This is a genomic window from Micromonospora sp. NPDC005215 (assembly GCF_040607915.1).
Taxonomy (GTDB): domain Bacteria; phylum Actinomycetota; class Actinomycetes; order Mycobacteriales; family Micromonosporaceae; genus Micromonospora.
In genome coordinates this window covers 90779-104247 of record NZ_JBEXHQ010000007.1, presented here as the reverse complement: position 1 = coordinate 104247, position 13469 = coordinate 90779, and the positions used below count along the sequence as shown (strand labels likewise).

At 68.0% G+C, this 13469-nt stretch carries 9 protein-coding genes; 2 read left to right on the top strand and 7 right to left on the bottom strand.

All coding sequences use genetic code 11. From position 1 onward, the window contains the following. Positions 1–12: 12 nt before the first annotated feature. From brxD to ABZU25_RS08620, 4 genes are all read right to left on the bottom strand, one after another. Positions 13–1326 (bottom strand): BREX system ATP-binding protein BrxD, encoded by a 1314-nt coding sequence (brxD, locus tag ABZU25_RS08635; protein WP_355028703.1) that lies wholly within the window; start codon positions 1324–1326, stop codon positions 13–15. After that, a complete protein-coding gene (gene pglZ, locus ABZU25_RS08630) occupies positions 1323–4052 on the bottom strand; it encodes a BREX-2 system phosphatase PglZ (protein ID WP_355028702.1) in 2730 nt (909 codons plus the stop codon). The genes brxD and pglZ overlap by 4 nt, the downstream gene beginning before the upstream one ends. After that, positions 4049–7777 (bottom strand): hypothetical protein, encoded by a 3729-nt coding sequence (locus tag ABZU25_RS08625; protein ID WP_355028701.1) that lies wholly within the window; start codon positions 7775–7777, stop codon positions 4049–4051. Before ABZU25_RS08625 ends, pglZ begins: the two co-directional genes overlap by 4 nt. A 102-nt stretch (positions 7778–7879) precedes the next feature. After that, positions 7880–8527: a hypothetical protein gene (locus tag ABZU25_RS08620; protein WP_355028700.1), complete on the bottom strand. Its 648-nt coding sequence runs from the start codon at positions 8525–8527 to the stop codon at positions 7880–7882. A 476-nt stretch (positions 8528–9003) separates the two neighbouring features. On the opposite strand from ABZU25_RS08620, the gene ABZU25_RS08615 reads away from it, so the two are divergent. Next, positions 9004–10614, top strand: coding sequence for a hypothetical protein (locus ABZU25_RS08615; protein WP_355028699.1), 1611 nt, complete (start codon positions 9004–9006; stop codon positions 10612–10614). 30 nt (positions 10615–10644) lie between these two features. Here ABZU25_RS08615 and ABZU25_RS08610 read toward each other — a convergent pair whose 3' ends face one another. Further along, entirely contained in the window at positions 10645–10860 is a 216-nt protein-coding gene (locus ABZU25_RS08610) for a hypothetical protein (protein WP_355028698.1), read from the bottom strand. A gap of 18 nt (positions 10861–10878) precedes the next feature. On the opposite strand from ABZU25_RS08610, the gene ABZU25_RS08605 reads away from it, so the two are divergent. Further along, positions 10879–12384, top strand: coding sequence for a helix-turn-helix transcriptional regulator (locus tag ABZU25_RS08605; protein ID WP_355028697.1), 1506 nt, complete (start codon positions 10879–10881; stop codon positions 12382–12384). Between the two features lie 39 nt (positions 12385–12423). Here the strand turns inward: ABZU25_RS08605 and ABZU25_RS08600 are convergent, their stop codons facing one another. Beyond that, positions 12424–12753 carry a hypothetical protein gene (locus ABZU25_RS08600; RefSeq protein ID WP_355028696.1) on the bottom strand — a complete coding sequence of 110 codons (330 nt, stop codon included), beginning with the start codon at positions 12751–12753 and terminating at the stop codon, positions 12424–12426. Positions 12754–12818: 65 nt separating this feature from the next. After that, the gene (locus ABZU25_RS08595; RefSeq protein WP_355028695.1) at positions 12819–13439 is read right to left on the bottom strand and encodes a hypothetical protein; all 621 of its coding nucleotides are present in this window, start codon (positions 13437–13439) and stop codon (positions 12819–12821) included. Between the last annotated feature and the right edge of the window lie 30 nt (positions 13440–13469).

The following is a 13469-nucleotide window of genomic DNA, read 5'->3' as shown; positions in this document are numbered from 1 at the left end:
TCCGGGCATCCCTCAGAGCTCGAGCGAGATCTCATCGGCACTCGTAGCGTTCCGCTCCACGTCCGTCATCTCGGCCGCGGAGAGGGTGAGTGCATAGTGTCGCCGAGGGTCGAACTCAGGAAACTGGTCCACCCGATCGAGCACCTCCCCCACCAACTTCTTCAGGAAGAGGCGAGGTGCCACCCCGACCTTGCCGCCGAGGCCACCGGCGACTGCCCGTGCCAGCTCACCGAGGTATCCGTCGTCGACCAGCGCCGACACCCGCGCCGGATCGGCAGACCCGTCGGCGTAGAGGTCCCGGACCCGTCCGCCGAGCTCGACGAGGGACTCGACGGTGAAACCCGACAGTCGAATCTGCACGGCGCGCGGGTTGTCGAATCGTGGGTCGGTGCTGAAGTCCACAGCGAGTCGCTGCGCCAACGGGGCGAGCCGCTGGACGCCCTGCGGGCCGTCGTAGAACGCTGGTGTGCCGGTAATGACCAGGTAGAGACCGGGGAACCGCCCGGAGTGCACCTCGTCGATGAGTTGCCGGAGGGCGTTGAGCGCCTTGTCCCGGGCATCCGACCTGACCCGTTGCAGGGTCTCCACCTCGTCGAGCACCAGGAGCAGACCGGGATGCCCACTGTCCTTCAACACCGCAAGCAGACCCTGCAGGAAACTGAGCGCCGCGAAGTGATCCAGGTCGCCGCGTACACCGGCCGCCCGGCGCGCGGCGGCCGCGACGTGCGGCTGCCCGCCGAGCCAGGCGAGCACCGCGTCCGCGGTCGCCGCGTCTCCGCGCGCCGCAGCCGCCCGATAGCCGCGCAAGGCCGCTGCGAAGGCAGGAGCGCTACGGCTCACTGCCGCCAGCCGCTGGTCGAGCAAACTCTCGACGGCACGGTCAAGGCCGTCGGCGTCATCGCCGGCGACCAGCCCGGCCGCCAAAACGTCCTCCTCGAGGGCATAGAACCAGCCGTCCACGATCGGACGCAGAGCGCTGGGCGGGAACGTCGAGGTGGTGAGCCGTTCGGTGAGCCGACGATAAACTGTCTCGAGCTTGTGCAACGGTGTCTCGTTCTCCGAGATCTGCACCTCGGCGACGGCGAGGTTCGCCTGCTTGGCCCGCTCGGCGATCCACCGAGCGAAGAAGGTTTTGCCGGAGCCGTACTCACCGCGGACCGCCTTGAAGACGGACCCGCCCGCGGCGACGCCGTCCAGGTCGTCACCGATCGCGGCGTCGAAGCGGTCCAGTCCCACAGCGAACAGGTCCAGGCCGGCCGATGGCACGGCACCGCGTCGTAGCGCGTCGATAACCTCGCGACGACGAGCCGGGCTGACGGTCGTCACGCCGACCGCCCGGGCAGGTGGAACTGCTCCCGAAGCAGACGGAGGTCCAGCCGGACGGTCCGAGTGTTGTCCGTGAGCGACAGCACCGGATAGTTGTCCACGTTGAAGATCCGTTGAAGGGTGGTGGCGAAGCCGACTGCCCGTACCGGCGCCTCGCCGGCTCGTTGAGCCAAGACCGCCACAGGGAGCACGCCTTTGGCCTCGATCAGTGCTCTCATCGCTGCCTGGATCTTCTTCAGCTCAACCCGGCGAGGTGTCAGGCTGTGCTGCGCCTTGAACAGGTCGGTGGCCAACAGCGCGGCCACCAGATCGCCGTCGGCGGCTGACGGCACAGTCTTCGCTTCCGGTACGTCGAAGAGCGCATCTTCGGCCATGGCGGGTGCCTTGCGGCGCGGCTTCGGCGCGGACGTCGGCTGCGCCGAAGAGATCTGCTCAGGTTTGATTGTGTTTTTCTGCCACCACTCCGGTGCGCGCTCCTCGACCGGCGTCCAGCCGCTTGGCGGTTCGGTCACATTGGGTAGCAGGTAGGCCAACAGTGGAATGGTCACCTCGGCCAGGGACGCGCCGCCGTGGTAGCCCGCCCGGCTCGGACGGTGACGCAGCAGCGGATCCCACAGCGCGATGATGCGATTCCCTTCTGAGACGACCCGCGGGCCGGCCAGTTCCACCTCACCGGGTCCGGCCGGGCCGGCCCCGGTCCGGTGCCGGGCGGACGCGGCATCCGGGGTCTTGAGGTGCTGGCCGCCGCGCTCAAGCACGTGTCCGTGATCGCTGGTGATGATAACGGCTCTGCCGGTGGACCGAGCCTGGTCGAGCAGGCTCCGCAGGAAGCCGAGATCGCTGAGCTGCCATCCGGCTTCGTCGCCCTCCCGACCGTGGGCCAACGAGTCGTCCACCGTGTTGATGACGACGGCGACCACAGGAGACCGGCTTGCCACCGCGTCGGTCAACTCGGCGGCGATCACCTCGCCAGCACCGCCACGCGCCGGACCCTTGTGGAAGATCCGCGAGTCCCGACCCCACCGCCCGTCGGCGAAAAACCTCCGCTCAAGATCTTGATTGCCGGAACGTAGCGCCCCGGCGAACAGCGACGTGCGGGAGACCGCGGTGAGCGTGGGCAGCGCGGCGACAACACCCCGACGCCGCGCCGCTCCCGATCCTGCCAATGGGTCGTACTCCACCCAGTGCGGGGCCAACTGGTCGGCGAGCTGCACCGCGACTGCCGCGCTCATGCCGTCGAGGACGGCGAGCAGTACGGGGCGGCCGGCGCGGATCAGCGGATCGATCACGCGCGGCAGGAGGTTCTCGACAGTGAGCAGCTCACCGTCACCTCCTGGCCCGGCGGTGGCCCACGCCGCGAGTCGCCCCGCGAACGCACCGTCGAGTTCACGCCGCCGCTGCTGCGCCAGCTCATGGATGTCCCGGTACGCCCGCTGCAGCTGCGGATGCGTTTCCTCCCCGGCCCAGACATGGTTGAGCGCCTGGTCCACCCATCCCCACTCGGCGATGTGGCGGTCCACGCCGTCCGCGACGCTCTGCGGGGGCACCACCGTCGTACCGAGCCAGCGCACGAGCCGTTGGGCCATCTGGGCCCGGCGTACCCGTTCTGCCTCGGCCTCGGCGAGCCGGTGCCCCGCAAGGTGTTCGACCGCCGGATCGAGTGCCGGGTTCGTTGGGTTCCGCAGCCCAGCAAGTAGTGCTTCCGCCGCGGCACCAAGACGGTGGGTGAAGCCGGTCCGCAGGATCGGACTGTGGCCCGCGCTGTTGGCCGCGGAGAACTGGATGAGCAACTGCTCCGCGCGGTCGAGGATGGCGTGCCCGTCCCGCCGAACCGCCGCGGCTGGCGCGTCCAACAGCGCGGTGACCACCTGTACGGCCGCCGCCGCGAAGCCGCGCACTGTGGCATCGTCGTTGAGGTTGCCGAAGTACTGATCGATGCGGCCCTGAGCGCGCACCGCGTTTGCGCCCTCCGCGCTCCAGATCGCGTCGCAGATCAGCCCCAGCGGCAGTGCATCCGCACCGTGCCCGGCGTCTACCAGCGCGAAGAGTGCCCTTGCCGGTCGGCCGAACTGTTCCAACAGCCACCGAGAAAGTCCGACCCGCTCGCTCTCTCGCAACAGTCCGTACGCTTCCACGGCACCGGGTTCCGCGCTCCAGCGCAGCAGGGCCGTCACATCCAGGTCATCCGGACCGAGATCTTGACGGTCGAGACCGAGCCGCACCGCCGCGAGATGCCGCAGAGCCATGTCCCGAGTCAGCACCCGCGTGGCGAGCCTCGGCCAGCCGCCCGGTGGCATCGCGTCGAGCAGCGCCTCCCCGGCCCACGCCTCGCGCTCCAGTGCGGCATCAGGCACGTGCGCGCCGAACGCGTCGACGACCAGATCCCACGGTTGCACGGTGATGACGTGCTGACGAAAGATCCGACTGCGCACTCCGTGGTGCAGCACCGACTCCGGAACGTCGGTGAGCAGCACCAGCACCTCCTCGCCGCGGTCGGCGACGAGGTGCTCCCAGACGGCCAGCGGTGAGACGCACGGCACCACCCGGACCGGGCGTCCGTCGGGCAACAGCACCGTCGGGTCGTGCGGCCACGCTGGTTCGGCGCGGATCACCAGCACGGGGTACGCGTCGCCGTTGCGGTGTCGCTCAAGCTGTTGCGTCACCTTCTGGCGCAGCGCCACCGGACTGATCCGCAGTGCCTGAGCCGGGGCAGGTGCCTGAGTCACGTGACGATTCTCCAGGTCACCTCGATGGTCTTGTCCGGGTGGGCTGCTACGTACTGGCGGAGCTCGTTCACGGCGTCCTCGGGGAGCCCGGCCGAAACGACCGCCTTACCCGCGATGGGCGGGGACGGGGGCGGCGGGGGCGGCAGCACAGGAGGCAGCGGCGGGGGTGGGAGCGGGGGTTTCTTGGTGGCACGCCGGATCAGTGCCAGGGCGTCGGACTGTGCCCGCCGGAGAGCCGGGCTCAGTGGCCCGGTCAGCTCGTCGGCCTGGGCGACGCGGCGCAGCTCGCCGAGGATCGCAGTGGCCTCGTGCGCGTATGGCTCATCGAGACCGGCGATGATCTCGAAGTTGTCCCAAGCCGCGCTGGCCACGTCGGCAGACACCTGCGCCGCACTCTTGATGCTCTTTCCGGCCCGGTCGGCCGGGCCGCCGAGCTCCGCCTGAGCCAACCGCTCGATGGTCTCCACCGCGGTACGGCTGGTCGCCAACCGTTCCAACAGGTCGGCAGCCGCGCGAGCGGTGGCAAGCCGGCCCGACGGCGATGCCTGGTCGATTCCCAGCCATTTGTCGTGCTGCTCAAGCCGGGCGGTCAGGCCGTGCGCCGCTTCCCGGTAGCGCGCGGCCTCGTTTTTGAGGTCGCGACCGAACATCGCGACCAGTCGACCCCTGCGCAGGTTGAGGGCGTGCACACCGAAGATCGCCCCAGCTCGGGCGCGTGCCTCGGCCCAGTCCTCCTCGCTGGGCAGCCGCTCCTCCCGCAGGGCGTGATCGGCGGTGATCCGGCCCGGCTCGGGAGCGGGCGTGACAGCGCTGCCGTGCAGGTAGAAGGCACGGTCGGTCTGCTCGGCGAAGGTGGCGACAACCAGCTGCGCCACGATCGAGTCAAGACCGTATGAGCTGGGTTCGTCGATCCAGCGCAGGAGATCGGCGACGCGTAGCTCGCCTGCGATGCTTTCGGCGGCAGCCTTGTGATGGAAGTGCTGAGCCCACTGACCCTCGACGACGAACGCCGCCTCGTGCATCGTGCCGAGCCCGAGCGGGTTGGCGATCCGACGCATGGTCTGCCGATGCGCCCGCTCGACCTCGACCCGTCCCTCCGGCGACTCGACCGCCCGCCGGACGTGGTCGAGCACGACCTTCACCTCCGGCAGGCGCACGGGCTCGCCCTTGCGGTCCGGGTCGAAGTCAGGATGGGCAGGGAACTGCTGGCTGAGCATCTGGTCGCCGAGAGTGCGCAGGGCGTCAGCGAACGTCGCACCCATTGGCAGCTTCGGCTCCAAGGCGCGGGTGAGCGCCTGCAGGTGGTCATCGAACCCGAGCTGCACATCCGAGGGCTGCTTACTCGCCAACCCGTACGCCTGGCGCAGCACCGACTGCATCTTGTTCAGCAGCGCCGTGCGCTGGTTGGTAAGCGCCGCGTGTGCTCGCCTACGGTCGTCGGGGTTCAGGTGCCCGGCATGACTGTCGAACCGCTGGCCCTCGAGCAGCTTGTCGATGATCGCGAGCTTGCCCAGCTCATTACGACGCTCGATGGTCAGTGCGGCCGGGATCCAGCAGACCGTGCGAGGGCTCATCCGGCCACTCAGCTCCTGGACCCGCTGCCGGTCGTCGGCTGGCCCGTGACTGCCGTCGTCGAACGGGTAATCGATGATCAGTCGCCAGCCGCCCGGGTCGTTGGGCGGGAATGCCTCGTCCCGGATGTCGTGCGGGTCGCGGACGTTGCCGTACACCAGCTCGATCGTGCGACGACTCCCCCGCCAGGTCAGCGCGGCCTCGGCGAAGAACGAGTCGCTCCACGGCACGCCGAGCTGCTTCCAGAGCAGCCGCTGGACGAGGTGTTTGCGGGCGCCCTCGTTGTCGTACTGCTTGGCGGTGGCGAGCACGCTGTCGACGTCGACGCCGACCAGCTCCAATGACACGGTGGGGTCGTCACCCTCACCGATACGGATCTCGGCGAACCGGGGGGCCCAATCGGCCAGCTTCCGACCGACCTGGGCGACCTCGCCTCCGGGAATCGGGCTGGTGATGCTCCCGTGGTTGAGCGCCGAGAGCCGTCGTGCGGTGAGATTGCGCAGCGCGGGGACGCTGGGCGCCAGCGCGGCCAGCAACAGGGTCTTGATCAGCCGGTCGTCTCCGGTGAAGGCGCGGATGCGTCCCGCAGCTTCGCCCGGCTGTGTGTCACCGCGTCGAGCCGCGTCCAGGTCGTCGTCGGTGAGGTCGTACTGGCTGAGCAGGTAGGGGCGCAGCTTCAGGTCGTAGAGCTTCTGGGCCATCTCGAACTCGGCCTTGAGCTTCTCGGTGAAGGGTTGGTCGCCGCCGGTGCTGATGACGTCGTAGAGGTCACCCAGGGGCACCAGCTGGCCGAGTCGCAGGGTGTCGCGCCGGTCCACCAGCAGCTGGCGCATCAGTTTCAGCGCGGTCCGAGACCGTTGCAGCGCGCTGGAGACATGCACCAGCGTGGAGAGGAACGCCGGGCTGAACGGATATGTGGAACGGAAGGCGTCGATGTCGGCGCCGCTGCCGGAGTCGGTGCCGAGCAGGGTGTCGAAGACCTCCCGGCGTACCTTTGTGGTGGCGTCGAACGCGCGGGAGATGGCCTCGCCGGCCCCGGGTCTGTCGTGGCGGGGTTTGAGCAGCCGGCGGCGGGCGATCTCCGGAAGGTTGCGGTCCTCCAGCTTGATCACGTCGAACCGGCCGCTGGCCAGGTTGAGGGTGTCCTGGTAGCTCAGCTCGTTGGCGCCGGTGACCTCCTCGCCGACCAGCTCACGCAGGTCGCGCTGGCGGGCGATGAAGCTGACCACCGGGATCGGCCGGCGGGTGTCGCCGCCCTCGACAAAGTTGGTGATCTTCTGGATTTCCCGAGAGACGAACTGCTGGTCGCCAATCGAGTTGGCCAACCAGAGGATCAGCTCGTCGAGGAAGAGGATCAGCCCGTGGTAGCCAAGCTCCTTGGCGTGCCGGCTGATCTCGGTCAGACCCCGGTCGAGCGAGACGAACGCCTCCGCGTCCTCCCTGGCGTTGCTGAAGAAGCCGACGTTCCAACTGGTCAGCAGGTCGTTGACCAGCTTGCGGCGCAACTCGTCGGAGTACGCGCCAGCGAACGCCTCATCCAGGCGCTCCGGCGTCCAGAACGTCTCGCTGTCGCCCCACTCGTCCTCGGCGTCCCCTCCGGGCAGGCCGTCGATGAACTGCTTGTCGCCGATCTTCTCGCGCAGCGAGGCCGCCTGCTCCAGCAGTGCGTCGGTGCGGTGCACGGCCGGGATGGGCGCGTCGGGGTGCAACGCACGGACCCGGTCGACATAGCCGCCGAGCACCCGCTGCTCGAGTGAACGAGCGTCGAGCAGGTGGTACGGGATGAGCAGGAACTTCCGCCCGTCCAGCCAGACGCTGTGCTTCGCCACCAGCGGGGCCAGCTCGTCACGGCCGCGGGCCGCTGATTCGCCCCGCAGCAACGCGTGCAGCACGGCCATGAAGTGTGACTTGCCGGAACCGAAGGAGCCGTGCAGGTAGGCGGCCTTGGAAGCGTGCCCCTCGACGGCGGAGCGGATCAGCCCGAGTGCCTCGTCGAAGTTACCGAGCAGCCTTTCCGTCACCACGTAGTCGCGCAGGGTGGCATCGGCGTCGGCGACGCTGTCGGCAAGCTTGAGCACGAAGTCGCTCGTGCTCGTGCGCTCAGGAATGTCGATAAATTCCCGAAGCAGCGGCGCGGGGCTGGGCGAAGACATGCTCGATACCGTATCGGGCGACCTACTCACTGCGGCGGCCCTGGCACCGGCGTCGCGACAAAATCGGCCGTCCGGACGGCCACGAACCGGCCGTGTTGTCGATCAGGCAGAACGTGCGTCCGACCAGGCAAGGGCAAAGAGCCGCAGGCAGAGGTCATACATCGGACTTGACCGCCGGAACACCAGGCACGGGGAATTGCGGCCGTGCTCGGTGTCCTGGTACACGGTCAGATAGACGACGTTGTCCGTAGCGATGATTCGCCCGAAATGAGGAAGATTGTAAAGCCGAATCTGGATCTCGGTCCGACCGGCGGTCCGCACGCGAAGGTAGTCGATGTTCGCCCTGACCTGACGCGCAAGGAGCCCTCCCCCAAAGCCCGGGTCATGCTCGCCCACCTCCAGATCGCGCCTGGCCAGCCAGGAGTCCGCATCGGCAACCTCCGGGTCTGGGATCAGCAGGTCGACCTGGACAGGCTTGCTACCGCCCGCCCAGAGTCCCGAGAAGCTGTCCCTCGTCAACTCGTTGCCACGGCTGACAAAGGCGCGGATCCACCGGGCCTGCCGCAGATCATTCTCAAGCGCTGCATTGGCCAGCGACTGGGTCGCGTAAATCCGTACGACGCCGACACCCGTCAAGCGAGACAGCCAGGCGACCAGCCAGCCACGGACCCGCTGCGAGCCGAACCAGACGGCTACCACTCCGATCAGGCTGGCCACGAGCGAACTGAGCACTCCCCACAGGAACTCCACGCACACCCTCCTACCTGCTGGCACTCGCTCGTGTATCACAATGGCGGAAGTCATGAACCGTCTACACTTTGACGACTTTCATCCTCCTCGGCGGCGCAAGGCCGGACAGGTCGCAACGGCAAGAGCGGTGCCATGCATGACGGCCGGCACGTCAACGATGACAGGGCGCACGAGCCCCAGAGCGGACCGGGCCTACTACCACGATGGACGACACCCCGAGTTTCGAGCAGTGCCGCCGCGCTGCCCGCAGCGTTCGTGCAGCCTCATTGGCGACCGACGCCGTTCGAGTGATCAGACCCGGGGGACAGGGCATGCATCGCTCGCGACCGCCGTTATCCGTGGTGCTTTACCTGGCCGGGAGGGAGAGTCGACTCGTCTGGGAGTCAGAGGACGCGTTCGCCGTCGTTGAGCCACCGACGGCACGCGTCCAAGAATGGTCCAGAGGGTCGAAAGCGCCTCGGGGACTCGCGCTCGTCGTGCGTTGGTGGGATCTGGCAATCCTGGGCGTACCGGCGATGCTGCTCATAGCTGTGGCCGTGCCAGTCGCGTTCACCCCCTGGGGCAAGACGGCGGCACTGGTGATGGGACTGGCGGCGATGGCCTACGTGACGGCTCAGATGAGCGTCGGCGCGCTACGGCTGATGTGGTCGCTTCTCCGCCGATTCAGCTACCGTCGCGGCGCCGGCCGCGACTTCCTTGTTGACGAACTGCGCAGTTACCACTGGGTCGTCACCCTGCTCCACAGCCCACGCCCCGAGGCCGTTGAGGGCCTGTTGGAGCAGACAGCAAATAGGGCTGCTGCGCTCGATGCCCAGTTAACCGCCAATGCCGCGTACGGCACGACTCTGCTGGCCTGCAACGCTCGTTGCGTTACCGACGCGGCCGGTCGGGAGGTGCTGAGAGCATCTTCTCTGCTCCGCAGGGTCGATGAATCGGACTGGTACGTCAACCGTCCGACCCGAAAGGTCAAGCCGCCGACCACCAACGCCATCGAGCCAATCAGCGCGCTGCGGTTGATGGGCCTGGCCACAGTGCTGGTGCTCGGCATGCAGGCCAATTTCATCGCTGTCCTCGAGCGACGGAGTTGTGGGGACGGGAGTTGCTCGCGCCAGCCAGTCACCTTCCTCCAGGCAGCGGAGTGGTTACTGCACCGCCTCAGCTGGCAATCCTCGTCCTTCGAGCCTCTCACCTGGCAATCCCGCAGCCTCGGTGTGGCAACCATGTTTCTGGGGCCGGTGTTGGCGGCGTGTGTGATCACCGGGCTACGGCGCCATCTCCGCTATCAAGACGAGCAAAAGAAGATGATGTACGCCCACCTTGATGAAGAACCTGCCGCACGCTCTACAGTTTTGCTGCTCGTGGTCAACGAGACGGAACGGGACGCCGCCATCGCGGCCGTCTGCCAGCAGAGCGGGTGCACCGAACCGAGAACCGAACAGGTGGACCTGCACACTGTCTTCCGGCTCGGCGCACTGGGCTCGAACGACATCGTGCTTGCGCACAGCGAACAGGGCACGGTGAGTTCCCACGGAATGACGACCACCGCCGGGGCACTCCTCAACCACCTGTCCCCGGACGCGGTGATCCTCACCGGCGTCTGCTACGGCCTGAAGTCACGCAAATATGACGGGGGCGACCAGGAACTCGGCGACCTCATCGTCTCGACGCAACTGAGGGCGGTTGACCACCGCAAGGTGACGGTATTGGACGGGGAACGTCATGAGATCAACCGCGGTCCCCGGCCCGAACCGGCCATCCCGCTGCTGAGCAGAGCGCGCGCAGCGACGCACGGGTGGACCGGCCCGCCCGTGCGTTTCGGGGCCGTTCTCTCCCTCAACACTCTGCTCAACGACCCGGAGGAACGTGGGCGGCTGCAGCGTCAGGACGAGGAGGCGATCGGCGGAGAAATGGAGCTGGCTGGGCTCTACGCTGCAGCCGCCCGCACCAAGACCGACTGGCTTTTGGTGAAGGGGATCTCCGACTGGGGCCGGGACAAGGAAAGCGCCCCACAGGCGCTGGCGGCCCGAAACGCGGCAGACTTCGTCGTCCGGCTACTGCAGTTGGGCGGTGCGAAGCTGGCGCGGTAGGAAGGGCCCGACGAGCCGGAGCTGGCGACATCATCGCCGATCATCCGGACGAGTGTGGCTGGCGGCGAGGCCGGCCAGCGCAGTGAGAATGACTCCGACGGCGGCCACCGCTGCGGTCGCCGTGCCTTCATCGCCAGTGAGTGCTACCACCAGAAGTACGGCGATGGAGGCAGCGCCGAGGGCCAGGGTTCGACCGACGAAGGTAGCCGGACGGTCGTCCGGCACCGAGTTCTCCGAGTCGCCCATGGTGCCTCCCAGCAATTGATGTCCGCCACGTTCAGCACAGCAGGGACTTCCGTCTTCGGTCACCTGGCGCGTCGGATTGCGAAAGCATCTTGCGTGAGACGCCATTCACGCAGCACAGTTGGCCGAGGTAGAAACTGGGGCCGGCTGGAGGCCGCCATGGCTGCGGACCGTCGATGGTATGAGCTGCCGGAGGCCAAGCAGGCGGCGTCCACGGGGGACTTCGGCGTGCTGCTTCGGGTCGCCCGCACTGCTGCTCGGCTCACCCTGGCCGAGGCCGGTCAGCGGTGCGGATACTCGGCGGCTACTCTCTCTCGGATCGAGCGAGGCCGCCAGCCGCTCACGGACGTCACGGTGCTGCGTCGACTCGCCGAGATATTCGACATTCCGCCGGAGCTGTTCGGACTTGCGGGAGGAGAGGCCCGGACATTCAACCGTCTCGGTGGCTCACTGGATAAGGTCCACGGTGAAGAGCCATCGCGCGAGGTGGGAGATGGTCCGGTGCGACGACGTGACGTGCTCGGCGGCTTGGCGGGGATGGTGGGCGCTGCCCTCCCCGTCACCGATGACGGACCGGCTGCGATACCTGGCCGAGTCGTCAGCAGCCTGGAAGACGCACTGCTGGGGAACGACCCGCCCCCGACTGGTCCTGTTGACACCACTCGGCTGCGTGCGGCGCTCGGCATCGCGTGGTGCGACTTCCACGCCTGCCGGTACACCAGATTATCGTCACGGCTGTCGGGGCTGGTATCGGCGGCAACGGCTGCGCACACCACCGCCGACATTGACAGTCGGCCGACGACAGCCAGCGCCCTGGCCGAGACCTATCACCTGACCACGCAGGTGCTCATCAAGCTGCACGAGGACGGCATGGCGTGGTCAGCCATGGACCGGGCACGCCAGGCGGCACGCGAAGCCGACGATCCACTCCTGACCGCAGAAACGGCGCGGATCTCCGCGATCGTGCTACGACGTACCCGGCACCGAGTCCGGGCAGAGCAGACGGTGATCAGCGCTGCCCAGGCCCTCGACGCGGCGACCGGCTTGGTTTCGATCGAGCAGGGTTCCGCGTACGGACGATTGCTGGCGACAGCCGCGTACACGGCCGCTCTTTCGGACCGCCGTGACACCGCCTGGGAGCTGCTGGCGGAGGCGGATGAGGCCAGCCGTCGGGCCGGACCCGACAGTGGCTTCGCGGGGGTGGACGTCGCGCTCTACAAAATCAGCGTTGCCCGGACACTGGGTGACTTCGGCGCGGCGGTCCAATACGCCCGCGCACTGCGTCCGGAGCGGCTGGGCAACGTGGAGCGGCGGGCGCGGTACTGGGAGGACGTCGCGCTGGCCCTGTTCGGCCGCGGCGCCCACGCGGAGGCGTACCAGGCGCTGCTCGCCGCCGAGCAGACGGCTCCCCAGGAGGTCCGTTATCGGCCCTGGGCTCAGCAGCTCACCGGTGCGCTACTCACCGCCGACCGGCGCCAGGCGCTACCCGGGCTACGAAGCTTCGCCGCCCGCACCGGCGTCACCTGACCGCGCCGGCTCGGACCAACTCGAATACCCGCCTCACGCTCAGACTCGCGGGTGTGCGTCCTCGATCCGTTCCACTCCCAGGTACGCGAGGAAGTTGGCCTGGTCGGTGCGATCGAGTGCCCCGAACGCGGCGTAGGCCCTGCCTCGTGCGTGCGCGGTCTCCGCGGCCAACAGGCCGGTGATTGCCGCCCAGGCGAGCGAGACCAGGTGAAATGCGCGGTCTTCGCGCAGGGCCGGTAGCCGACTGAGCTGGTCGAGCCGGGTGGCCGCATCGTCGTCGGAAGGGGCCCGACCGATCAGCTCGAACAGTGCCTTGCCCCGATACGGAGCCCTACCCGCGGCCAGATCCGTCAACTTCTCATTGGTCATCTGCCGTACCGGCGGAACTGGGAGATTGGGCGGGGGCGGCGCGAACACGGCGTCGGCGCCATGCTTCATGCCGACGCCGAGTCCGCCGGTTGGCGCATTGCGGGGATGTGTGGAACCGCACCACGTCGACTGAGCAGGCGAAAGCCGAGGTGTTGTGCCAGCGGAGCCCACCGGGCGGACCCCACCAGTTGCTCAACGCTGTTGGACTTCCGTCCGTTCGCGAGCCGGGGCACGAGGACCGTGTCGAACGCCGAGGACTCGACCCAGTCGATGGTCCTGGTGAACCCGCACACCATGTCCGCCCCGGTCTGCTCCAGGATGTCGTGGAGGGTGGACTCGGGGACCCTGAGGATGGTGCCGCAGTCGAAGTAGAGCAGCTTGCCGGCGCATCGCCCCTGGATCCAGCTCATCACCTCTGCGAGATCCAGCTCGTGCCGGTTGGACAGGCGCAACGTGCCCGGCCCACCGTCGATGGCAAGGATGCCGACGCGGTACGCCGCGTACTTGTGGGACAGCCACTGATCCAGATAGAAGCGCAGCTCGCCGGGTGTGGCCACGTCCCGGTGGATGAAGCGAATCCGCCGTAGCCGCTCCAGCAGCTCCAGTGTCGGCAGCACCGACCCGCGCTCAGCCAGGTCGTCGCCCCACTGGCCTTCCACACAAAAGACGCTGCCAGGTTTTCCCACGTCGCATCCCCTCGCACGCCACGGAAGCAT